The organism is Tunturiibacter empetritectus, from assembly GCF_014201375.1.
GTDB lineage: Bacteria > Acidobacteriota > Terriglobia > Terriglobales > Acidobacteriaceae > Edaphobacter > Edaphobacter lichenicola_D.
The window spans coordinates 1249293-1271317 of the sequence record NZ_JACHDZ010000001.1 but is presented as its reverse complement, the minus strand read 5'-3'; the positions used below and the strand labels follow the sequence as shown (position 1 = coordinate 1271317).

The window sequence follows — 22025 nt, the reverse complement described above, 5'->3', positions numbered from 1 at the left end:
AAACAGGGTTGTGTTGCGGGGGGCCTTTTTGACAGGAATCGATGATCCCGGATTTCGTTGATCCATCAACCAAGTCCAAGCACAACTTTCCTGACGTCTTTCGCATTACGCCCCTTGGATCACGCCGCGCCTGAAAAAGTCGCATCAAGCTCAGACTTTCCTCCTCCCCCCAAGCTATGTACAGTGTGAAAGGCGCAGCACGACAGCAGCCAGAAGGGACAAAGATCATTCGCGTTCATCCCCCGACCACCGTGCTCAAGCCAATCATGCTCAAAGCGATAACCCTCGCGGCCCTGCTCCTCTCAGCAATCCCCGCCGTTCCCTACTCCGTCCAGACCCATCAGGCGATCATCGATCTCGCCTGGAAGCAGTCCATCCGCCCACTTCTGCTCAAAAAATTCCCCACCCTCACCGAAGCCCAGCTTCAAGAGGCGCACGGCTACGCCTACGGCGGCAGCGCCATTCAGGACTTCGGCTACTACCCCTTCGGCAACGCCTTCTTCTCCAACCTCACCCACTACGTCCGCTCCGGCGACTTCGTCCTCTCTCTTCTCCACAACGCCCAGACCCCCGACGACCTGGCCTTCGCCATCGGCTCTCTCTCCCACTACATCGGTGACAACTTCGGTCACAAATATGCCGTCAACCAATCCGTCCCCGTCGAATTCCCCAAGCTCGAACAAAGGTACGGCTCCTCCGTCAACTACGCGGAGAACCCCCACGCCCACATTCAAACCGAGTTCGCCTTCGACATCAATCAGCTCAGCAAGCTCCGCTTCGCCCCCTCCGCCTACACCAAATTCGTAGGCCTCGAAGTTCCCATGCCACTCCTCCGCAAGGCCTTCTTCGAAACCTACGGCCTGCGTCTCCCCGACATCATCGGCAGCAAACAGACCTCCATCCGAGTCTACCGTTACGCTGTCCGCCGCTTCCTTCCCAACATCGCCCGCGCCGAAACCCTCCTCCACAAAAAAAACTTCCCAGAAGACCTCCCCAGCCCCGATCTCGACGCGCTCGCCCTCGATCTCCGTCAGGCCGCGACTGACAACGACTGGGAGGCCTACCGCCAAAAACCAGGTGTCCGCAGCCATCTCTATGCAGGCTTTATCTACATCCTGCCGAAGTTCGGAGTCTTCAAACTCCTCGCCATCAAAGGCCCCAATCAACAGACCGAAGATCTCTACATCAAGAGCGTGAACCGCTCCATCAAGGCCATGCGCCTGGTCCTCACCAACTTCGACACCATCGACCACTACATCTCCAACCGCGACCTCGACACCGGCGACATCGTTCGCCCCGGCGGCTACCGCCTCGCCGACGAGACCTACGCCAAGCTTCTCGCCATGATCACCAAAAATCCTGACAACGTTGTCCCCTTCCAACTCAAACACGACCTAATCGCCTACTACGCCGACCCGAAATCTCCCATCGAGACCAAGAAAGATCCCCAGAAATGGGCTGCAGTCCAGGCCAACCTGCAAACCCTCGCCACCATGAAGACCATCGGCGCACTAGACCCCATCCCCGACGAGATCCTGGCCGAGTAGCATTGACGAGCGTACGCAAGGCATCGAAAACCTGGACCACTCGCAGTTACAATCTCCCACAATCTTCCACCACGCTCCGCACTTGCATCCAACCAGTTTGGTTGACAGAGAAGTTAGATCGACAGTGAAGTTAGATCGACAGGAGAAGCGATGAAAATCGTTCCAAGCAAGCCGACCTCCACCGCACGCGCCGCCGCCCTACTTAGCCTTCTAACCATGGCTCCACTCGTCTTTACCGGATGCAACAATACTGGAAAAGCCGCTGCCACCCCTGCCAACTTCACCACCGGCATCAACAACCACTACCTCGACCACCCCGAGTGCCTCCTCACCGACACCCGCTTCCCCTTCGAGACCAGCGACCCCGAAAAGACCAAGCAGCTCGACACCCTGGTCAAAAATCTCCTCCTCGAGAAGTCCGTCGAGACCAGCATCCACGTCAGCCGCTACACCGTCGCCCCCGCCGGAACCCGCTACGCCCCGCGCTTCTGCTACGGCCATCGCGAGGTCACCAGCATCAACAGCTTCACGCCCGTAGCCGTCGCCAACGGCTTCAAAGAGACCACCATCACCTACAGCTACACCATGAAAGAAGTCCCTGTCTGGGCCGAGAGCCACGACGTACAGGCCGCCTTCCCAGCCATGGCCCGCGCCACCACCAGCCAGGCCACCGACACCATCACCCTAGCCCAATCCCCCGTAGGCTGGCAGGTCCCAGACTAGCTGTTCCCCTCCGACCAAGGGGAGGACCCAGGCATCTGACCCTCCAAGACAAGGTATACAAGTCACGAAGTGACCGCCCTCCGCGCAGGAGGCCCGTCCGGCAGGACAAATCTTTTCGCTACAATCCTCACCAGAGGAACCAATGTCGAAATCCCGCCGCGAATTCCTGACCCAAAGCACCCTCACGCTGCTCGCCTCCGCCTCCGCACTCGCGCAAACTCCCTCCACCCCAGCCACTCCCGGCGCACCACCAGCCTTCGGCACCTCACCCTCGGTAGGCCCCGAGGTCTCCCCCGCCACCTTCGCCGAAGCCGAAAAGTTAGTCCAGTTCCCTCTCACTGAAAAAGACCGAGCCCAGGCCGCCGGCAACTGGCGCGCCGCCATGGCTCCTCTCTACGAACGCCGCACCGGCCCCCGCAAAGTCGCAATCCCCGACGCCATCGTGCCCTACTCCACCGTCAACTCCATCCTCCCCGGCCAGCCCACTCTCCCTGCAAAAAACGAGTTCCTCCGCACCCACTCCGACGCCCCACTCCCCACCACCGACGAAGCCATCGCCTTCGCCCCCGTCCACCAACTCTCCCGCTGGATCGAAACCCGCAAGCTAACCAGCACCCGCCTCACCGAGATCTACCTCGCACGCATCGAGCGCCTCAATCCCAAGATCAACTGCATCATCACCCTCACCCGCGACCACGCCCTCGCCCAGGCCAAAACCGCCGACGCCGAGATCGCCGCCGGACACTATCGCGGCCCCCTCCACGGCATCCCCTGGGGCGCAAAGGATCTCCTCGACACCGCCAACATCGCCACCACGTGGGGAGCCGAGCCCTTCCAGCACCGCATCCCCACCGCCGACGCCACCGTCACCGAGCGCCTCAACGCCGCCGGCGCCGTCCTCATCGCCAAGCTCTCCCTCGGCGCCCTCGCCCTCAACGACGTCTGGTTCGGCGGCCAGACCATGAATCCCTGGCTCCTCGAAGAGGGCTCCTCCGGCAGTAGCGCCGGCCCCGGCGCAGCCACCGCCGCAGGCCTCGTAGCCTTCGCCATCGGTAGCGAAACCGGAGGCAGCATCGTCAGCCCCTCCATGCGCTGCGGCGTCACCGGCCTTCGCCCCACCTACGGCCGCGTCCCCCGCACCGGAGCCATGACCCTCTGCTGGTCCCTCGACAAACTCGGCCCCATGGCTCGCTCCGTCGAAGACACCATGCTCGTCCTCAACGCCATCACCGGCCCCGACGGCAAAGACGTCTCGTGCGTCCCCAGCAAACTCGACTTCGACGCACAAGCCCCAATAAAAAATCTAAAAGTAGGCTACTTCCCGCAGTGGATGAAAGAAGCCCCCGCCACCGACGTAGACCGCGCCGCCCTCGCCGCCATCACCACACTCGGCATGACGCCCGTCGAAGTCACCCTCCCCGACTGGCCCTATGACAACCTCGACCTCATCCTCTTCGCCGAGTCCGCCGCTGCCTTCGAAGAGATCACCCTCAACCATCAGCTCGACCAGCTCAAAGCCCAGGTCCCCGACGCCTGGCCCAACACCTTCCGACAATCCCGCTTCCTCTCCGCAGTCGACTACGTCCAGGCCGACCGCCTCCGCCGCATGGTCGCGCAAGAGATGGCCCGCATCATGGCCGAAGTCGACCTCCTCCTCGTCCCCTCCCTCCGCGACGAGATCCTCACCCTCACCAACTTCACCGGCCATCCCTCCCTCACCCTCCGCGCCGGCTTCGTCGAAGTCTCCGAGGCTCGCAGCGACTGGGCACCCGACCCAGCCAAGCCTCTCCCAAAGTTCAACCCACCGAGACGCGTCCCGCACGGCGTCACCCTCATAGGCCGCCTCTTCGACGAGGGCACCATAGCCAGCGCAGGCTTAGCCCTCGAGCATCACTTCAACGTAGCCAGCGAAAACCCACTCGGCTTCTAGGCCCCGACCAACGGGAGGACCTCAAGCCATCACGCCACCCAGAAAAGGTATACAAGTCACGAAGTGACCGCCGACCGCGGCAGGGCGCCCGTCCGGCAGGACATATCTTTCAATACACCAATAGCACCATGTACTCAACTGGGTACGTCCAGGCAAAATAAACACTCCCGCCATGACAGCTACGGGATAACAATGCCGTATTGTTCGCGAAACACGGGCCAGGGGGTGCAGATGTCATCAACTAACTACTTTGACGATCTCTACGGAGTCACCGAGGAACGAGCTCTCAACTTCTGGGCCTCAAATCTCCACGAGTCGATAGGCACTGAGCAGTGGTCCCAGATCAGCGACTCCACCGGCGTATACCTCGCAAGCGTCCTCGGTCACTTCTGCCTCCAGTCGGTCGATCGAGCCGAGGTCCTCTCCCCCGACTACAACCCCGGCGATCAGGAGTTCCGCCAATTTGCCGACCTCACCCAGATCGCCGAACTCATGATGCGCCAGCTCACCAGTGCGAAGAATCCTCTCTGGATGGAGTCCGCCGGCGCGCACATTCTCCTCTACGCCGGCTTCTTTCAAAGCCAGAACAAGCACCGCCACAACATCAACTTCTACTCCTCGATGGGCAGAGAGTGCTACCTCATGGCCGCAGTAGGCAAGCGGGCCGAGATGATGAAGCTGATGGCAACAGGCTTCGATCAATACCTCTTCCATCTGGCCAACCTCCACCAACATCTGCGCGACAGCAGATATCTGATAAGAACGGAAGACCCCGGCTTAGTAATGTGATTTGGGCCACTCCAACAATAGCCGCTGACGCTCCCGGCATCAGCGGCTACAGTCTGGATCGCACTGCTTCCTGCTACTTCAGACCGAACAGATCCGACATGACTGTCTCGTTCGCGTCGCAGGCGTGATTCAGGCACGGCAGCCCAAGCCCGGCCTCAATCGTCTTCAGCAATGCAAAGTGGTCATAGCGTACTCCGCTCCGTACCCCGCTGACTCCATAGTTGGTATCGACAATCAGCAGCACCTGGTTGGTCTCCGGGGCTGTGCTGTAGTCGTTTTCATCCCACACCACAACAATCGCGCTCTTGCCCTCTTTCCACACCGGCGAGTTGTGGATCGAGTTCACAATCTCCTTCACCGCCACATCGCCCCGATAGATCAGCGCCGGATTCAACCCAGCCTGCGTCCCATTATCGGTTGGATCAAACGCGCAGAACGGTCCCGCATTGCCCCGTCCATGCTGGTCATTGCACTGGTTCGGCACGATAAACGAGTACGCCGGCACATGCCCCGAGCTAAGGTCCGCATACAAGCCATTGGAGTCGATAAAGTCAGCAGTATTCTTCAGACTGTTCTGCCGGTCAACTCCCTCCTGCACGCTCTGGAAGTAGACGAACGGATTATGCTTGGCCGCATACAGCGCAACAATCCCAGCGGACGTCAGCGGCGGATTCTGGTGCGGCAGCATGTTCGCGAAGTCGGTCCGGTTGCTGAAGTACCCGTCGCTGTAGTTCACCAGATCAATGCTGTTCAGAGGAATGCTCTCCTGGTAGCTCTTCCAGCTCATCCCCTTCGCCGCCAGCTGATCCGCAATCGTCTTGCCGACAATCTGCTTGTCTGCCGGAATGGACTGCTTGCCGTCGATGTTGATCGTTCCCGGAGGGCCCTGCGTCTCATTGGTGAAATCAATCGCCGGAGTCGCCGCATCCGTTCCCGTGCCTGCAATCGGGCAGATCAGAGGGCTCGCAGGATTATCCGTCGCCACCGTTCCCGAGGCCAGATTGGTCGTGCAGTTCTTGTTATGCCAGTCTGGATAGTTATCCGTATGCACGCCAAAGTTCGAACCACCCACAATCTCCAGGTAGTTGGTCAGGCTCGGATGCGCAATCGCAAAATAGTTGGTACCCACATTGTGCAAATTCGCATACTGGTTGATAAACGGGGCGTTTGGATTGTTCACGATCTGGCTGTACCCGTGGTTCTCCATCATCACCACAAACACGTGATCCAGTGTCGGAATGCCTGTTGGCGTAGGGCCCTCCTGAGCGGACATCGTGCTCACCAGGGCCGTAGCGAGAACACCTAGAGTTACTGTCTTGCTGATCATCGGTCCATCTCCTTTTGGCGCGAGCGCACCACAGGAATACTCAAATTGGAATGTTGGCTCGGCAGGAGGACACTAGCCCATCTTTGTTGCATTGGTATGAAAAGCGCGCATCCCCACCCAGCAAATTGTGACCCGTCCATCCTGCAAAACACCGGGCAGAATTTTCTTTATCCCGCAAAAACCGGCTCCCAGGCCAGCCGTCCCGCCATCACCCCCTGCGGATTGTGGCCACGCTGTCGAGAAAGCGATCAACATGAAACAATAGAACTCTCGCCCACAGGCGAATCAGGAGTACCACGGTTGCTTCGATCTGCTTTTATCGCTCTCTCTCAAAACAAGTCCCTGCGCTCCTTCTCAGAGCGCTCCGCCATGGGAAAAAAGATGTCCGGCCGCTTCGTCGCCGGCATGTCCGTTGAGGAGGCCCTCGCCGCCTGCCAGCGCGTCAACAAAGAAGGCATCGCCGTCAGCCTCGACTCCCTCGGTGAATCCGTCACCACCGAAGCCGAAGCCCGCAACTCCGCCGACATCTACCACGAACTCCTCGACGCCATCCACACCCGCGGCCTTAACGCCAACGTCAGCGTCAAGCTCTCCCAGGTCGGCATGGACTTCGATCCCGCCCTCGCCGAGCGCATCGTCGGCGAGATGGTCGAGCACGCCTCCCACGTCCAATCCTTCGTCCGCATCGACATGGAAGGCTCCCCCTACACCGAAGCCACCATCGCCATGACCGAGCACCTTGCCGCCAAATTCCCCGGCGCAGTCGGCACCGTCCTCCAGGCCTATCTCTTCCGCACCGAAGTCGACACCGAACGCCTCCTCAACCAGGGCATCCGCATCCGACTCTGCAAAGGAGCCTACAAGGAAGGCCCCGAGATCGCCTTCCCCGCCAAGTCCGACGTCGACGCCAACTACGTCAAACTCATGAAGCGCGTAGTCACCTTCTCCAATCCAGCAACCGGCAAGGGCGTCTTCTGCGGCATCGCCACCCACGACGAAGCCATCGTCGAGCAGATGCGAACCTTCGTGTGCGAGAACAATCTGGACAAGTCCGCCTTCGAGTTCCAGATGCTCTATGGCGTCCGCCGCGACCTTCAGCGTCGTCTCGCCGCCGAGGGTTTCGGCGTCCGCGTCTACGTCCCCTTCGGCCCCGAGTGGTACCCCTACTTCATGCGCCGCCTCGCCGAACGCCCAGCCAACGTAATCTTCCTGGCCAAAAACTTCTTCAAAAACTAGCCCTCTTTCCCCGCCGACCAACGGGAGGCCCCAAGCACCTAACCCACCAAGACAGGGTATACACCCCACGAAGTGGGCGCCCGCCGCGCAGGCGGCCCGTCCGGCAAGACACAAGCCGAAAATCCGTAGCTATTGGATAGGCCGGCCCGGCCAAAAATAAAGTCGAAAAACGTGGCGTATTTTTCGTCGTCAGAAAACGACGTCTTTCTCACCACGTTTACCATGCAATCCACCACGTTCACACCAGCAAAAAACCACGTCCAACCACCACGTTTTTCCAAAACACCCCTCAAAAACCTCAGCAAAAACAGCAAAACCCCGGGTCTCCCCGGGGTCAAATTTTTTCTTCACCAAATCCAAATTTAACGCGAAGCAGACTGAGTCGGAACCGGCTCCGCAAGCAGCTTTTCGACCAGCTCTGTTGTCTCCTTCACCAGAGCCTCGTGCGCCGGCGGATTCGCCGGGCCGGCAAAGCCTGCATGGACCTCCCTGACCCGCCCATCGCGTCCCAGAAAGAACGAGGTAGGCCAGCAATTGAGGTTCACGCCCTGCGGAATCTTTTCATTCAACTGCTCGGTCTCTCCCGCGACCAGAACCGTGTAGGTAAGTCCATATTTTTCGATGAAGGCACGTAGGCGGGTCGGGTCTTTCAACTGATCGGCTTCCTCAAACGACAGGTTCACCACCTCCAGTCCATGGCTGTGAAACTGCTTGTAGAGACTCTCCAGCATGGGCGCTTCGTCGTGGCAGTTGGGGCACCAGGACCCGCCGATCGCAACGATTACGACCTTGCCGTCGAACTGCGGATCGGTGTTGGAGACGAGCTTGCCGTTGAGGTCCGGAAAGCTGAAGGCAAAGCGCGCCGACGGGTCCTTGACCGTAGTCTGCTGCGTCGGATCGGTCATGCCGGGAAGCGCCGCCGCCCGCGCCTGTGCCGGCCTGCGAGCGACAAGATTCTGCTGTTCGTTCACATCTGCCCGTAGTTTATTGGAGACCAGAAGTGTTCCGTCGGATTGCGGAGTGACGCTGTAGAGCGCCGGGCCGGCGGCGGTGAAGTGCCCGATCAGGTACTCGTGCCCTGTCCAGCCTCCGTAGAGAGCGCCGGTATCGCCGTCGATGCGTTGAATGACTGCCTTGACCTGGTCCGAGTGAGGCAAAGGTGCGGAGGGCTCAATGCGAAGCTGCCACGCCGACTCGCCCTTGGAGGATTTAACCTCCACCTCCCAGTCTCCGGGGATGGCCGGGCCGTCCGGTTTGGTGTCGACGCCGGCTGAGCCATGAAGGGTCAGACTGACGGGATAGCGTGTGGCAGTGGTGCCGAAGGTTCCCGTCAGATGGCCGTCTGCTACGGTGGCATCGAGCGTTCGGGCGTAATAGTTGAACGTGACCACGAGATGGTTGGCGGCAAAGCTGACGCTTGATGCGGGGCTTCGCTCCGGGCCGTTGAGCAGAGCGGCCTGAAGATTTTTGCCACTGCCGGTAATCTCGAGGCGAACGGGAACCTGCTGTCCGTGGACGGTTGCATCGCCTGTCCAGCGACCGGCGATTGCACCTTGCTTTGAACCGTGAGCAACGGCAGAGACAGCGACCAGAATAAGACTGGCGAAGAGCTTCATGGAAGATCTCAATTCTTTCTTGCGATTTATGGGAGGTGAAGACAAAATGGGAGTCCGCTTGGATCAACAGACTCAGAGCACGCGTGTCAGGCCAGCGGGGAGCGGCGACAACAACAGAAGAAGCTGTGATGCAAGTGCATACCCATAGGGTAGGCCGAGCGGTGCGGACAGGTCAAGAGAGGTCAAGAGACTGCTACGATCCTATACGCTAGCAGTCTCACAGCCGGTGCCACTTCCGGGGTTACGAGGACCTGCCAGAGTTCGAACCACCGTCTCTCAACGAGTGCTTCGGGTCGATTATCGCTAGTCGCGATTTATAACGCCGACGGTGAGTAAACACAAGCCGACTTGTCGGTAGCAATGTAGCCGATCCTGAAATGTACCGGAGGGCGGCACATCTAAATCGATCCACTGAGGTCTCCCTGTATGGCTTTCGAAGCTTATTTCCTCCGCCGCCGCGGTCTGCCAGGTCGACCGGCACTTTCAAGTATGCTGTCCAACAGTCCCGGGAACCTTGCGTCCAGGCGTTTCCTCTCGATGTAGTTCACCAGACTTGAGCCACGTTTCTCAAAGCCGAGAATACCACTCGTGCGAAGTACGTTGAAGTGGTGGGACATGGTTGACTTCGGCTTGTCGATGCCGAAGGTTCCACACGCTTTGTCGGGTGTTTCATCGAGCTGTCGGACGATCTCTAAACGGGCCGGGTCCGCAAAAGCTTGAAGCACGTGGGCTAGAGAGAGCACGCTGTTCTCAGCGTCGACGGGCTTCTTGTCAATACCCATTCTCTGTTTATACCCCGTTGTGTTCGAAAAAAATAGAACAATAGTGCATCCTCGCGTCTGATCTGAATGTCTCATTCATGTTCGAATAATGTCGAACATACGGAGGTTCTATGTCTATCCGACGCATCCTGATTACTCTCTCTTATGCCTCTGGTCTCGCGTTCTCGCCTTTGTACGGGCAAAAAAGCAACAAGGCTGCTGACATCGGACGAGAGAACGCTCAGTTGGCACAGCGCGCTGGTGTTTGGAATGTGAAAGAAACCATTTGGGATTCGCCCGGTGCTGTGCCGACGACCACTGCATGGGTAGCGGAGCGGAGGATGGTTGGAGAATTTCTTGAGGAAGTCTTGGAGCCGGCCGTTGGTGCGCCGGCCTCGCAAATTCAGCGGATTGATTACCTGAGCTACCACCGCATCGAAGGACGCTGGAAGTACGTGTCGATGGATACCCGCGCTTCGGTAGGAATGATGCCTGCATCGAGTGCGGATCGCGGTGACATCGCCAACATACGTATTGTGTTCGAGCCCTTTGCTGTTCCGATGGTAGGTTCAAGAGCCGGTCAACTTCTCTCGATGCAGGAAGTGATCCGGCAAACCGATGCGAACCACGATGAGAAAGACCAGTACTTCAACCTTGCGGATGGCAATGGAAATAGTTGGCTGAAGCACAAGTATGAATATGTGCGAAGGCAGACGCGTTGATGAATCGCCGACAACACCTGCAGGATCATTGACCGGAGTTCTGGCGACCCACGGCCGGTCGGTTGGCTGCTCCTGTTCGGCCAACGTCAGTCCGATAAACGCTCTTCTCGTCATCAATACGCGAATAATCGGCAGAGTCTCCAAAGTCACTCAGCGCGCGCTGCAGGCTCATCGCAGAACCACCATTTTTGGGGTCCCTGGCGAATCACGGGTAGCGAAGGCACTCCTGGGCCTTGCGCAAAGGAACCATGGCCGTTCTGCCAAAGTTGTATGGATAGTAAACGGGGGCCAGCGCAGACTGTATCTACTATGGGGAGGGAGACCGTTCAGGAGATATCTCGGATCTGTTTGTACTTCGCGATCACCTCGCCGCAATCCTGATTGGCTTGATCGTCTACCTCCGGAGATACTCTAGAAGCTGGGCCAAAAAGCAGACGGTGTCCCTCACCCATAGCCCCGCCCCCACCCTGCAACAAAAAGCTGCAACAAAAAATAGCCGCCTTCGGGCGGCTACTCTCTGTCGGCGACTCTGTAAAATAACCTGGATTATTTTCCGTACGTAGTCCCGTCATTTGGCCGCCGGACCGGAAGATAGGGTTCGACAGCAAGAAGATTGGAGAGTGTGCTCCGCTCCTGATCGGAAAACTGACCGCGAAAGCGATCCGAGTCGAGAATAGCCTGGCGTTGGGGTTGGGGCATCTCGCGAAGGTCGCGGAAGGCACGGGCAACCAGACGGCGACGATCTTCAGGAAGCCCGCCAAGCTGTTGCATCGCGCCGCGAACCTGCTGTCGTTGCGGCAGCGTGAGACGCTCCATTGCTTCGGTGCGGTCAAGGATCCGTTGGCGCTGCTCGGGCGTCATATTATTCAGTTGCGTCAGGCGATCGCGCATACGCTGCTGGGTCGGTGGGGGTAGATCGCGAAAGCCGGGCTCATTTTCCAAAGCGCGCTGCTGCTCCGCGAGAGGAAGGTTGCTGTGACGGTTCATCCACTGGGCCAGATGCTCCTGATTTCGCTTCGGCTCAAGCCCCGGGGCGGGCCGCGACTGCGCGACGGGCGCACGGAATCCCACCCCGGCTCTATGCGCAGGCGCCGGCTGGGCCAAGGTAATCGTTATCGTGGATGACAAAATCATCCCGGCAAGAGCTAGTCGAGCAAAACGCCGTAAATGAAGAGAAAATGGCATGTTTTCAGCGAATAGAAGAACCGCAGTTCCATAAAACTTTGTGTTTACAGCAGCTTATCGTGTTCCATCTCCCTTCAATCAATTTTCTTGAAGTCAAACCGGAGACTAGCTGCTGGGCTGGGCCGTGGAATCATCGGCCGGAGCATCGTCTTGCAAGAGTTGATCCATCGTTTGCAGAGCCTGATCGTTCTTATCGAGGATCTGCAGGTCTTGCACCGCCGCTGAGGTCTGAGGAGCCGAGTGATGGAATCCGGTGAGATTGGCAACGGTTCCGCCGCCCACCAGAAGGATTAGTGCAAGGCCACCGGCAAGCGCTGGACGAAGCTGGCGCCCTGTATTGAAGAGCAGGCGAGCCTTTAGCTTCTCAAACCAGCCGGCCGGTGCCAGGGTCTGCTCTTCGCGGAGGCGCACAGCCAGCTTTTGATCGAAGTAAGGCGAAGGCTCCGGAGCCTTCCAGGTATCGAGCAGCGCGAAGGTCGCCTGCATGGACTTGAACTCCTGGGCGCAGGCGGCGCATGACTCGATATGGGCCTGCATCTCTCGACTCGCAGGCGCAGTCGGATCCAGAAGGAGATCGACCATTGCGGATTGACAGTCTTTACAGATCATTGTGAACCTTTCCAATTTCTTTTCAGCCAGCGCGTTCAAGAGGCGCGCGTAAAAACTCCAGCGAATCTAAACAAAAGCCTTCAGCTTTTCGCGCAGTGTCTGATAGGCGCGGAAGAGCAACGACTTCGTGGCGGACTCGCTCAATTTGAGAACATCTCCAATTTGCTTGTAATCCATACCTTCATACTTATGCATGAGTACGGCCATGCGTTGCCGCTCCGGAAGCGCGAGTACATGCTCGCGAATGGCATTCAGACGCTCCTGCCTCAGGAGTTTGGCTTCGACATCGGGCGTTGAGTCCGCAACATCGGGCGTTGTCCCTGTCTCGGAGTCGGCTTCATCGAGATAGACGGTAGATGCTGTCCGTTCGTGCCGGGTATCGCGCGCGTAGTTCACTCCCAGATTAGTCGCGATCCGGTAGAGCCAGGTGCTGAACCGGGCTTCAGCACGATAGGTCTCGCGAGAACGGTAGACCCGGAGGAAGACCTCCTGTGCCAGCTCCTCTGCGACTGCCTGGTTGTGCACCATGCGATACATGAAGTGAACAATGGGCTTGCGGTACTTCTGGATGAGAAAGTCGAACCCGGCCATGTTTCCGGCGCTCAACTCGAGCATGATTGCCGCGTCGTCCATCTGTCCAAAGTCGCCGGCCGCACGGTGTGTCTCTGCAACCGGAAGGTTTTCAAAGAGTCTCGGATTGATCGCCAGCGTAGCCATATCATCCTCAACCCCATCTTCCTCGCGGGGTTGCGTCTGTTGATCAAATTTCACCGGAATCTCCTCCGCGCCGTCCTGTTCAGGGGGGGCATGGGGGTCTCGGTGACGAAAATTCGGAGAGGGAGAGGACATTTCTACAGGCCGATTGTACCGTTATCGAAAGCGCACCCCAAGTATTCCCCGTAACTAGAGCGTATCTCCAGCAACTACGGGACCTGATGAGTTGGAATCTGGTTTTGGAAGGCGAGGAATGCTATTCTGTACAGAAGCTTGGGCGAACGGCTTGCGCGGCAGCCGAAGCCATTCCGGGCGCATAACTCAGCGGTAGAGTGCCACCTTCACACGGTGGAAGTCGTAGGTTCGAATCCTGCTGTGCCCACCAACCATATCAACAACTTATGAAGACATATGCTGTCACCCAACACAGCGTACGTCATATTTTACGGCATATCGCACTGCCAGTCTCTACACATCACGACGCGTGCAAGTGGCATCTAACTAATTGATTGCATTGATATTGTTGGGATTGCGCAGTGTTAGTTTCTCGATCCCGGAACACGCTCGCGCATAACTACTCTCTGCCCATAATTGCTTCGTGCAGATTTTGATTCGTCGGTGTCGTACGGCATATTTATTTGCCGTTTTTATGGACACACACGACCAATCGCAATAGTCTTTGACTATCTAAATTTGATCAACTTCACAGACGTCGATTTCACCCAAATGGTGAAGATGTCCTATTAGTTTTTTTATGATCATCTTCTATATCTAAAGGACTTAGCATGATCATCTTCATACAATGATCAACATCGAAGATGCCCAAGATGATCATCGAATATATGGAGGGCAACGATGATCAACTTCGACGACTTCCAAAATCTACATCGTTCATTTGCTTGGCTTGTGGGAGCATTGCGCGCAGAAGATGTGCAGGATAGAGAGCAGTCTTGCCGTCATCGAATGAGACGACAACTCCTCCATCCATTCTGTCAGCAGAGATGACGCGGGGATCGGTTCCGTTTTCCATTGTCAATACTGATTCGAAACCCGGATGCCAGTCTGTCTGATGGTCAACACTTCAGGCTATGACGGTTTGATATCCCTAAGCATTTCGTTTGCAATCCCAACATGATGTGGCAATTCCCACATCCACGGCCCGGCAAAGTCTCCTTTGATCTTCGCGGGCACTATGTTCATAGACTCGCGGGTGCGCCGCAGAGTGACTTCGGCAATCCCCTCAGCCCTCGCCTGTTTCTGAACGTCCTTAGCCGGAACCGCGCCGTTTGCCAGCACGCGATACAAAAAGTTCCTCGCTTCGTCTGACTTCTTGCCGGATATCGGAATTTCCTCGCCCTCAATAGAAGAAAGGATGGAACGAGAACTACCTTCCACCGCGCCGCCCCACACCACGCGAGTTCCTACAATGTTGCTGTGAAGCGGGACAGCTTCAATCGTGTAATGAAAGCCACCGCCCTCAATCGTGATGTTGGTTTTGTCACGAGTAAATACGCGCTCATCCGAATCCTCTTCCTTGGCCGTCACTAGCACCATGCGTGCAAGCGCGGCGAAGGCTTGCGAACCCAGCACCCTATCCGTTGTTCGCTTGCCCTGGGTGTTCTTTGCAAAGTGGGTGATGCCAATGATGGCGCATCCAAACTCAGAAGCGAAATCAACGACCGCCTGCAAGCTGCGGCGCACATCGTTGGCTTTGTTCATGTCACCAGTCACCGCGCTTACGATTGGATCAATGATGAGTAACGCTACGCCACCAAGCGCAGTTGCGGCCTCGCGCAATTTGCCCATGTCGGTAGATGGATCAAACGGCAGTTTCATACCTTGTTCATCAATAGTCCCTTTGACACCGCCCACCCTATTCATCGCCGCGCCAGCAGCCATAAGACGCGGCTTCACAGTCGTAGCTAGATCATCCTCGCCTGACCATATCAACACGGTGCCCGGAGTTGCACAGCGCGTACCATCGGGCCAATGCCCGCCGTTCGACACCGTAGCGGCCAGCCCAAACGAAAGCGTGCTCTTACCAGTGCTAGCCTGTCCTGCCAGTAGGGTAAGCGCACCAGAGGGAAGATACCCCGGCCAAAGCCAAGTGATGGGCTTCTCTACTACGTCGCCCATGCCCACAAGCTCCACCGTCGTTTTGCCCTTTGGCTGGCCCGCTACAGCGGTTGAATTTGCGGCTGAGGCTTTGCTGGCGGCTTTGGTCGTGCGAGGGTCTACCAGATTGCCCGGCAAGCTGCCTAGCGGCTTGTCAGAGGCTAGCGGATCGCGCGGCTTCTCCATGCCAGCGTTCAGACCCGAGACAATCGAATTCTTAGCTGCTTCCTCCCCACGCTTGGCAACGTACCCATTAGATATCGCTGCACTAAAGAGAGCGCGGACGACTGTCGCAGCGTCAATCCACCCACTGCCAACCATCGTGCCAAGGCTATGTGCGGCGATATTCAGCGCGTTGTTTCGGTGCGATCCTGAACGCATTGCGCAGAGCTTATCAACTTCATTGTTGAGAGCCGCTTGTGCATAGGCAAGTTCCTGTTTCGTAGCTGGTAAGCGTGCCGCCATTGGTGCGAATCCGTCTGGAGCAGCACATGGAACGAACGCGGGTACTGCTGTATTCGGTTGTGCAGGCACCACATGGGAAGCGATTTCACCCATCAACTCGGCTAGCTGAGTACGGAAGTGCTTTACGTCCTCATAAGTAACGGTAGGCAATGAAGTGCGGGGGATCGTTTTCAACTCCACATCCCAACGGTATTCTGCCCCGCTCTCATGCTCACCATACGCAACGAATTGCCGTAGTCCACTTAGGAAGTCAACGCTCCCATGTGTCCCTCTCACGGTCTTGTGGCGTTGTGCCATTGTGTGATTCATTACGCGATAAAGTGTGAGCACGCGGGTGCTGTTGCCTCTGTAACGAATCGGCGCACCCGGCCCCAACAGTTGCCGTGCGAGCTCGATAATATTGCTTACAAGCTCTTGGTTGTTATCTACGTCGATGTCAATTGCGCACAACTCGTCACACAGTACACCAGTATTGAGTGCATCGTTGGACACCCATTGACTAGATACAGTCTCTAACGTTGCTTGACGTGAACGTTCGGGCCATGAGGGTTCAACGGGCCTCTTTCCATTCGTTTCAACTAATACGCGCGCATACCCGTTCGAAACAAGGGCAATGCGCTGACTTTGGACAACAGAAGGGCTGATAGGCATTTAGTTGACCGCGCCATTCTGCTCTGTAACAGCAAACAACTCATCAGCGACCTTCTTAGCAAGCGTCATCATCTCCGGCAGGTACGCGCCCTCGGAAAGATGCATGCGATAAAGAAGTTTGTCTGCCTCGTTATTTCCACCATCTGGCATCAAGTAACCATGTTTATCAATCGCCCAGAAGCACGGCCCACGATAAACGGGCTGGACAACATGATGCTGATCGCCCAATCGACGCTCTACGCTAACCCACAGCTTGGACGGTTCGATACGCTTTCCGAATTGATCTAGGCATGCGTCTGAATGGTTGAACTCACTACCCAATGCAGCGCGAATCAAACGTTGCTGCGGGAACGCGTGAAACCACGTCCTATCTTTCTTGAAAATTGGATGATCTTGATGCTCGTAACGGTCGTAGTAAATCTGCAAACCGACAAATGATAGCGCTGGCTTGCCGAACACTTTACTCGTGTCTAACTTGGGCAGTTGCATTGAATGCTCCTTACTTGCTGAGGTCGCCATAAGATTCCATACTTGCTATCAATTCATGCAGTGATTCAACGATGATGAGACGCTTCTTTCCTAGCTTGATAGATCGCAGTGACCCATCACCAAGTAACTCGTAAAGCATCGTTTTCCCAATTCCGGTTGCTGACATTGCCTCATCGACAGATATGGTGATGCGTTGATTTAGTGCAGTGTTCATGCGGGTATTCCTTTCTCGGTGCCTCTCCAAGCGAGTTCGAATTTATCATTTTCGCGGAAAGAAAAAAGATGAGAATCTAATTTTCTTTCTGATCGCAAAACTGATGTATTCTCGAACTCGCTCGGAGGAGAAATATGAAACAGCCCTTGAAAAACGCTGGCGTCAAGATGGATGCAAAGACTGCTTATTTTGCTGAGTTGCTTGCTCGGATGCAACACAAAACGTTCACTCGCTACGTCACTGACTTGATTTGCAGCGACCTAGCTAACTATGAATTCAATGACGCTCTATGGTCGGAGCACGAAGCCGACAGGCTTGCTTTGATTGGCAATAGGATGCCGCAGCTATTGAACACTCGACAGCGCATACTTTGGAGTCAAGTTATTTGCGCGGATCAGATGTTCTGGCTCGTTCCACTGACTGGCAAGCCACTCGATGTGAATGCGGATACCTTCAACTTCCCATTGCTTCGTGAGGCTTGGAGTGCGCTCAACCGCAACCAAGACGCAGTGATGCAACAAGCAAACGCTCTTGTGGGACAACTAGATATTCAGATTCGCCGCATTGCCAAGGAGTAACTATGTCAGAACCAAGCACGGAACAACTGGCCGAACTCGAAACGCTTAGGCGCGTCAATGCTGAACTACTCAAAACGAAACACGATTTGAAGGGACGGATTGCCACACTTGAAAGCGAAGCCGCAACGCTCGAATCACGTACTGAGAAAGCAGAAGGTTTGATGCGCTCCGCGGTGATTGATGTGCCGATGCGCAGATTGGCAGAGGGGATTGCACATGTACCAGCTTTGTTCATCGCTGAATTGGAAAAAGACTATCGCGTGGACGTTGATGCTGATAGCGGTGAGCTACGCCTACTGACCAAAGAAGATGGGAAGCCCGTGACGGACGGTAAGGGCGAACCTGTTGCAATGGCGCACAACGCTCTATTCCGATTTCTGGCCGGATCACCTGAGCAGCAGAAAGACGATCCGCGCAAGAAAGTGTTTGCAACACTCATGCGTTACTCTGGCGCATCGGGCGGGCAAGGCCGTAAAACCGTTAGCTCTCCCTCTCGCTCCACTGTTGAAAACGAGTCTACGCAGCCCTTGCCATCGTTCGGGCTTAGGTGAGACAGTAGCCAAGGCGACGACGGGAATAGTTCATTTCTAAGATGGTGAACTATCCCGTTTGTGGCCAGTTGCACGCGCTAGTCGGCGCAATCCAAGCAGTAATCCCGCCAGTCGGTGGGCAGTGCAAAGCAGTAGCCTCGCTCTGGCAAATCAATCACACTCCCCACATTGATTCACAGAGAAAGAGAGTTACACCATGGCGCAAACACAGCTAGTAGATGTTGTCATTCCGCAGGAATTCACTGACTACCAAATCGAACAATCAGTAATATCAACCGCATTGTTTCAGTCAGGCGTGCTCGTAAAGAACGGTGTCATTGCGGAGCAGCTTGGCGCAGGCGCAGAATCATTCACCATCCCTTTTTGGAAAGACCTTGGCGAAGTCGAAGCCGATATCACAAGCGATGACCCAACGGTGCTGTCCACTCCGCAGAAGTACAGCGCGGGCCGTCAGATCGTGCGCAAGTCCTATCTGCATCAATCTTGGTCTGACATGTCGCTTGCTAGCGAACTGAGCGGAAGCAACCCGCTTGAGGCGTTGCAAGGTCGTGTGTCGGCGTATTGGGACAGACAGTTTGAGCGGAGACTAATCGCTAGCTTACTCGGTGTGATGGCAAGTAATGTTGCCAACAATGCAGCGGACATGGTGAACGATATCAGCGGGGCTACTGGCACGGCTGCAGACTTCTCCGCTGAGGCTGTCATTGATGCTGCGGCAACCCTGGGTGATCGGTTGGACGACGTAAAAGCTATTGCTATGCACTCTGACATCTATAGTGCTGCGCTCAAAAGCGATCTCATCGAATTTATCCCGCAATCCCAAGGTCTTCCGATCCGCACCTTTCGCGGGCTTGGAATCATTCTGGATGACAACCTTTCGCCAGCTTCCGGCGTGTATACAACGATTCTTCTCGGCAATGGTGCGGTTGGATTTGCGGCGAGTGAGCCCCGCACAGGCTACGGGACAGAACTGTTTCGTATCCCTGCATCGGGCAATGGTGGCGGACAGAGTGTACTGCACAGCCGAATGAATGTAGGAATTCATCCGCTTGGATTCGCATGGTCTGACAGCACAGGAGGTAATGCAATCGCTGGCGATTCGCCAACACTTGCTGAACTTGCTGCTGCTGCCCATTGGTCGCGTGCAGCTACATCCCGCAAGAGCATTCCGCTTGCGTTCCTTGTAAGCAAATAAGTTTCATCGTGCCATGACATCCCCTAAATGTCGAAACGATGAAGGATAGCGCAACTGGTCCTTGCGCTACCAACAATGTGGGCAGATAACGGCTAACCCGCTGCTATCTGCCCATCTGTTCAGCGAGGCTCTTTATGAAAGATTTCACGCATCCCAGCCGTAAAAACGCACCTACATTTCTAGCCCCGCAGATACTTGCTTTGGCCTCAACAGGATTCTCTAAATTGGGGATCGCAAGACACTTCGGAGTATCCCCGCAGACACTCAATCGTTGGCTTGAGGAAGATGCTGAGGCTGAAGACGCTTACAAGCAAGGTATCGAATCTGAGCGCAAAGCGCTGCATAACGTGCTGTACAAGCTGGCGATTGAGGATAAGCACCCTGCATCCGCAATGTTCCTCCTGAAAGCACGTCACGGATACCGCGAAGGTGACCAATCTGAACAGTCAAACCGCGTCTCAGTGACATTCAATTTGCCCGGCGCAATGACGGCAGATCAATACAAAGTCATTGAACAAGTTGCGAACAGCAAACCAAAAAGGATCGAACCCAATGCCGACTGAAACCCTGCAACTCAATTCGTTTCAAGAACGGCTTCTCAGCATTCCCGAGGAATTTGATCTGTTTTGTGGTGGCGGCAGAGGAGGCGGTAAGTCATATGGACTTGCTTACCTTGCTTTGCGCCATGCGGAGCAATACGGCGTCAAAGCCCGCATCCTGTATTTGCGCAAAAGCTATAAGGGGTTGGCTGATTTTGAGCTAACCACGCGCGAAGTGTTTGGAATGGTGTACGGCACCGCAGCCAGCTATAACGCGCAAGAGCACGTTTGGCGTATGCCTAATGGCGCGTACATGGAATTGGGCCAGTTAGAGAGTGCTGCTGACTATGCGAAGTATCAAGGCCGCAGCTTCACTCTGGTGATCATAGATGAATGCGGGCAGTTCGCAACACCTGACCTGCTGGACATGATGCGTTCAAACATGCGCGGCCCTAAAGACATTCCGGTGCGCATGGTGATTGCTGCCAACCCCGGCGGAGTTGGACATCATTGGTTGGCGAAGAGATATGTCTTCGCTGGCGCTGCACCCTGGGAAGTGTTCTTTGAATCACGCAGCAAGCGCAGATGGGTGTATGCACCGTCCACCTTCGCGGGAAACACGCTGATTGATCGTGACCAATACCGCGAACAGCTTGAGTCATCTTGCCCCGACGATCCTGAACTACTATCGGCGTGGGTCGATGGCAATTGGGCTATCTCACGCGGTGCTTACTTTGCGGCCTGCTTGGACGAATCGCGCAACGCTGTTGCGCCGTGGCAAGAGATGCCGAATGAGCCGGGCTGGGAGAGCTATCTGGCCCACGACTTCGGTAGCGCCGCGCCGTCAGTGACATATCTAGTTGCACGTTCGCCCGGCGCTTCCCATGAGGGGGTGTTCTATCCGAATCGTTCACTGATCCTTGTGGACGAGCTTGCAGCGGTATCGCGCTCGAATCTCAATATGGGGCTGGGGTGGACGGCGGCAATCACGGCTGAGGCAATCAGGCGCGATCTATGTGCGAAGTGGGACGCCGACCCTTCCGGCGTAGCGGATGACGCCTGCTTTGCGAAGGCAGGCTACGCCAGTGGTTCAATCGCTGACGAGTTTGCTGCTCATGGAGTGCATTTCCAGCCTGCGAAGAAAGCTGACCGCGTGACGGGCTGGCAGACTATGAAGCGGCTACTAGCTGACGCAGGCAAGCCCGACAAACCGGGCCTGTATGTGTCTCGCCTCTGCGAATACTTCTGGGCTACTGTGCCTTACCTTGCCCACGATCAACGCAAGCGTGAGGATATGGACACCACTGGCCCGGATCACGGCGCTGATGCGTGCAGATATGGATTGATGGCTGAGGTTTGGGCGCGTGGAATAACAGTGAGTTGGCCTACATAGTCAACCCGCAAGGAACCGTTCTATATCTTCGATCATTGCTTTCACATCACCTACGCTAAATTCATTGGCCTTACCGTGAGCGGCCTTATTGCGTATATCCGCATGCGCAGTAATCTGTTTTTGCCGCAATACGTTGTATATCCCCTTTTTCGCAAGAGCGACATTCATAGCTTCTATCTTGCCCGCAGGAATATCGTTGACCTGACTCAACTCCTGCAAGTGAGTTTCCAACACGACACCTGCAATCACCGCAGAAGGTGCCAAATACCCTTTGTCGAGAAGCTCACGGGCCTGATCTAATTCGCTACTGAACACTTCCGCCTGCACAAGTGCTCTAACCGAGTTAAGATAGCCGCCTTTGAAATCCTCACGCGCTGCTTCAAAAACAGATAGCATCCGTTCGAGCATTTGAATGTTCGATGTGTACATGCTTCGTTCCGAAGCTGCTTGAAAGAGACGCGCATGTTCGGACTTCTCACCGCAAGTGAGTTTCACCAGGCTTCCGGCTTTGGCTTGCCAATTGAGTACTGCATTCCCATCTACTTTTCGATCAGACAGATCAGCATACTGAACCTTGCCGCGCTGGGCTGTGTCAGTTAGAACTTTGGCCTGTTCAACAAGTTCATCAAAACGCCTCGTCAGCGAGTTCGTCATATTGACGTTCTTCCCTCTCTTC

The 22025-nt window shown here is 56.0% G+C and carries 21 protein-coding genes and 1 tRNA gene; 12 read left to right on the top strand and 10 right to left on the bottom strand.

The annotated features are described in order from the left end of the window. The first annotated feature begins 266 nt into the window (after nucleotides 1-266). From HDF10_RS05510 to HDF10_RS05495, 4 genes are all read left to right on the top strand, one after another. A complete protein-coding gene (locus HDF10_RS05510) occupies nucleotides 267-1547 on the top strand; it encodes a zinc dependent phospholipase C family protein (RefSeq protein WP_260177621.1) in 1281 nt (426 codons plus the stop codon). A gap of 150 nt (nucleotides 1548-1697) precedes the next feature. Beyond that, a complete protein-coding gene (locus tag HDF10_RS05505) occupies nucleotides 1698-2270 on the top strand; it encodes a hypothetical protein (RefSeq protein ID WP_183811177.1) in 573 nt (190 codons plus the stop codon). 142 nt (nucleotides 2271-2412) lie between these two features. Continuing rightward, on the top strand, nucleotides 2413-4200 hold the full coding sequence (locus HDF10_RS05500; RefSeq protein WP_183811175.1) for an amidase: 1788 nt from the start codon (nucleotides 2413-2415) through the stop codon (nucleotides 4198-4200). A gap of 231 nt (nucleotides 4201-4431) precedes the next feature. Beyond that, the gene (locus HDF10_RS05495) at nucleotides 4432-4989 is read left to right on the top strand and encodes a hypothetical protein (RefSeq protein WP_183811173.1); all 558 of its coding nucleotides are present in this window, start codon (nucleotides 4432-4434) and stop codon (nucleotides 4987-4989) included. A gap of 73 nt (nucleotides 4990-5062) precedes the next feature. On the opposite strand, the gene HDF10_RS05490 is transcribed toward HDF10_RS05495, so the two are convergent. Continuing rightward, entirely contained in the window at nucleotides 5063-6316 is a 1254-nt protein-coding gene (locus HDF10_RS05490; protein ID WP_183811171.1) for an alkaline phosphatase family protein, read from the bottom strand. A 300-nt stretch (nucleotides 6317-6616) separates the two neighbouring features. Between HDF10_RS05490 and HDF10_RS05485 the strand changes: the two genes are divergently transcribed. Next, entirely contained in the window at nucleotides 6617-7552 is a 936-nt protein-coding gene (locus HDF10_RS05485) for a proline dehydrogenase family protein (RefSeq protein ID WP_183811169.1), read from the top strand. Between the two features lie 362 nt (nucleotides 7553-7914). Here HDF10_RS05485 and HDF10_RS05480 read toward each other — a convergent pair whose 3' ends face one another. Together HDF10_RS05480 and HDF10_RS05475 are read right to left on the bottom strand one after the other, a co-directional pair. Next, a complete protein-coding gene (locus tag HDF10_RS05480; protein WP_183811167.1) occupies nucleotides 7915-9168 on the bottom strand; it encodes a peroxiredoxin family protein in 1254 nt (417 codons plus the stop codon). Between the two features lie 440 nt (nucleotides 9169-9608). Then, nucleotides 9609-9950: an ArsR/SmtB family transcription factor gene (locus HDF10_RS05475; protein ID WP_183811165.1), complete on the bottom strand. Its 342-nt coding sequence runs from the start codon at nucleotides 9948-9950 to the stop codon at nucleotides 9609-9611. Nucleotides 9951-10060: 110 nt separating this feature from the next. Here HDF10_RS05475 and HDF10_RS05470 point away from each other — a divergent pair, with 110 nt between their 5' ends. After that, nucleotides 10061-10651, top strand: coding sequence for a DUF1579 family protein (locus tag HDF10_RS05470; RefSeq protein WP_183811163.1), 591 nt, complete (start codon nucleotides 10061-10063; stop codon nucleotides 10649-10651). A 546-nt stretch (nucleotides 10652-11197) separates the two neighbouring features. Here HDF10_RS05470 and HDF10_RS05465 read toward each other — a convergent pair. From HDF10_RS05465 to HDF10_RS05455, 3 genes are all read right to left on the bottom strand, one after another. After that, complete coding sequence (locus tag HDF10_RS05465) at nucleotides 11198-11722, bottom strand: DUF3106 domain-containing protein (protein ID WP_183811161.1); 525 nt, start codon at nucleotides 11720-11722, stop codon at nucleotides 11198-11200. Between the two features lie 219 nt (nucleotides 11723-11941). After that, a complete protein-coding gene (locus HDF10_RS05460; protein ID WP_183811159.1) occupies nucleotides 11942-12445 on the bottom strand; it encodes an anti-sigma factor family protein in 504 nt (167 codons plus the stop codon). Between the two features lie 66 nt (nucleotides 12446-12511). Continuing rightward, complete coding sequence (locus HDF10_RS05455; RefSeq protein WP_311732670.1) at nucleotides 12512-13216, bottom strand: RNA polymerase sigma factor; 705 nt, start codon at nucleotides 13214-13216, stop codon at nucleotides 12512-12514. A gap of 253 nt (nucleotides 13217-13469) precedes the next feature. Here HDF10_RS05455 and HDF10_RS05450 point away from each other — a divergent pair. After that, nucleotides 13470-13544: transfer RNA gene (locus HDF10_RS05450), tRNA-Val, on the top strand. A 701-nt stretch (nucleotides 13545-14245) separates the two neighbouring features. Here HDF10_RS05450 and HDF10_RS05445 read toward each other — a convergent pair. Genes HDF10_RS05445 through HDF10_RS05435 form a run of 3 tightly spaced genes read right to left on the bottom strand, consistent with a single transcriptional unit; the run spans nucleotide 14246 to nucleotide 17093 of the window. After that, the gene (locus HDF10_RS05445; RefSeq protein ID WP_183811155.1) at nucleotides 14246-16390 is read right to left on the bottom strand and encodes an AAA family ATPase; all 2145 of its coding nucleotides are present in this window, start codon (nucleotides 16388-16390) and stop codon (nucleotides 14246-14248) included. Further along, nucleotides 16391-16879, bottom strand: a complete 489-nt coding sequence (locus HDF10_RS05440) for a hypothetical protein (protein WP_183811153.1) — start codon at nucleotides 16877-16879, stop codon at nucleotides 16391-16393. It lies immediately after the preceding gene. A gap of 10 nt (nucleotides 16880-16889) precedes the next feature. Further along, nucleotides 16890-17093, bottom strand: a complete 204-nt coding sequence (locus tag HDF10_RS05435; protein WP_183811151.1) for an excisionase family DNA-binding protein — start codon at nucleotides 17091-17093, stop codon at nucleotides 16890-16892. Nucleotides 17094-17227: 134 nt separating this feature from the next. On the opposite strand from HDF10_RS05435, the gene HDF10_RS05430 reads away from it, so the two are divergent. From HDF10_RS05430 to HDF10_RS05410, 5 genes are all read left to right on the top strand, one after another. Further along, nucleotides 17228-17671, top strand: a complete 444-nt coding sequence (locus tag HDF10_RS05430; RefSeq protein WP_183811148.1) for a hypothetical protein — start codon at nucleotides 17228-17230, stop codon at nucleotides 17669-17671. A gap of 2 nt (nucleotides 17672-17673) precedes the next feature. Further along, nucleotides 17674-18222 carry a hypothetical protein gene (locus HDF10_RS05425; RefSeq protein WP_183811146.1) on the top strand — a complete coding sequence of 183 codons (549 nt, stop codon included), beginning with the start codon at nucleotides 17674-17676 and terminating at the stop codon, nucleotides 18220-18222. 196 nt (nucleotides 18223-18418) lie between these two features. Beyond that, on the top strand, nucleotides 18419-19417 hold the full coding sequence (locus HDF10_RS05420; RefSeq protein WP_183811145.1) for a major capsid protein: 999 nt from the start codon (nucleotides 18419-18421) through the stop codon (nucleotides 19415-19417). A gap of 134 nt (nucleotides 19418-19551) precedes the next feature. Further along, nucleotides 19552-19980, top strand: coding sequence for a helix-turn-helix domain-containing protein (locus HDF10_RS05415; protein WP_183811143.1), 429 nt, complete (start codon nucleotides 19552-19554; stop codon nucleotides 19978-19980). Beyond that, the gene (locus HDF10_RS05410; RefSeq protein WP_183811141.1) at nucleotides 19970-21349 is read left to right on the top strand and encodes a phage terminase large subunit; all 1380 of its coding nucleotides are present in this window, start codon (nucleotides 19970-19972) and stop codon (nucleotides 21347-21349) included. The genes HDF10_RS05415 and HDF10_RS05410 overlap by 11 nt, the downstream gene beginning before the upstream one ends. Here HDF10_RS05410 and HDF10_RS05405 read toward each other — a convergent pair whose 3' ends face one another. Continuing rightward, nucleotides 21350-22003: a hypothetical protein gene (locus HDF10_RS05405; protein ID WP_221271410.1), complete on the bottom strand. Its 654-nt coding sequence runs from the start codon at nucleotides 22001-22003 to the stop codon at nucleotides 21350-21352. It lies immediately after the preceding gene. Nucleotides 22004-22025 lie beyond the last annotated feature (22 nt).

Bases quoted from the DNA above. Each gene is read 5' to 3' on its own strand.
- HDF10_RS05510 (WP_260177621.1), top strand. From the start codon at position 267: ATGCTCAAAGCGATAACCCTCGCGGCCCTGCTCCTCTCAGCAATCCCC.
- HDF10_RS05505 (WP_183811177.1), top strand. From the start codon at position 1,698: ATGAAAATCGTTCCAAGCAAGCCGACCTCCACCGCACGCGCCGCCGCC.
- HDF10_RS05500 (WP_183811175.1), top strand. From the start codon at position 2,413: ATGTCGAAATCCCGCCGCGAATTCCTGACCCAAAGCACCCTCACGCTG.
- HDF10_RS05495 (WP_183811173.1), top strand. From the start codon at position 4,432: ATGTCATCAACTAACTACTTTGACGATCTCTACGGAGTCACCGAGGAA.
- HDF10_RS05490 (WP_183811171.1), bottom strand. From the start codon at position 6,316: ATGATCAGCAAGACAGTAACTCTAGGTGTTCTCGCTACGGCCCTGGTG.
- HDF10_RS05480 (WP_183811167.1), bottom strand. From the start codon at position 9,168: ATGAAGCTCTTCGCCAGTCTTATTCTGGTCGCTGTCTCTGCCGTTGCT.
- HDF10_RS05475 (WP_183811165.1), bottom strand. From the start codon at position 9,950: ATGGGTATTGACAAGAAGCCCGTCGACGCTGAGAACAGCGTGCTCTCT.
- HDF10_RS05470 (WP_183811163.1), top strand. From the start codon at position 10,061: ATGTCTATCCGACGCATCCTGATTACTCTCTCTTATGCCTCTGGTCTC.
- HDF10_RS05460 (WP_183811159.1), bottom strand. From the start codon at position 12,445: ATGATCTGTAAAGACTGTCAATCCGCAATGGTCGATCTCCTTCTGGAT.
- HDF10_RS05445 (WP_183811155.1), bottom strand. From the start codon at position 16,390: ATGCCTATCAGCCCTTCTGTTGTCCAAAGTCAGCGCATTGCCCTTGTT.
- HDF10_RS05440 (WP_183811153.1), bottom strand. From the start codon at position 16,879: ATGCAACTGCCCAAGTTAGACACGAGTAAAGTGTTCGGCAAGCCAGCG.
- HDF10_RS05435 (WP_183811151.1), bottom strand. From the start codon at position 17,093: ATGAACACTGCACTAAATCAACGCATCACCATATCTGTCGATGAGGCA.
- HDF10_RS05430 (WP_183811148.1), top strand. From the start codon at position 17,228: ATGAAACAGCCCTTGAAAAACGCTGGCGTCAAGATGGATGCAAAGACT.
- HDF10_RS05425 (WP_183811146.1), top strand. From the start codon at position 17,674: ATGTCAGAACCAAGCACGGAACAACTGGCCGAACTCGAAACGCTTAGG.
- HDF10_RS05420 (WP_183811145.1), top strand. From the start codon at position 18,419: ATGGCGCAAACACAGCTAGTAGATGTTGTCATTCCGCAGGAATTCACT.
- HDF10_RS05415 (WP_183811143.1), top strand. From the start codon at position 19,552: ATGAAAGATTTCACGCATCCCAGCCGTAAAAACGCACCTACATTTCTA.
- HDF10_RS05410 (WP_183811141.1), top strand. From the start codon at position 19,970: ATGCCGACTGAAACCCTGCAACTCAATTCGTTTCAAGAACGGCTTCTC.
- HDF10_RS05405 (WP_221271410.1), bottom strand. From the start codon at position 22,003: ATGACGAACTCGCTGACGAGGCGTTTTGATGAACTTGTTGAACAGGCC.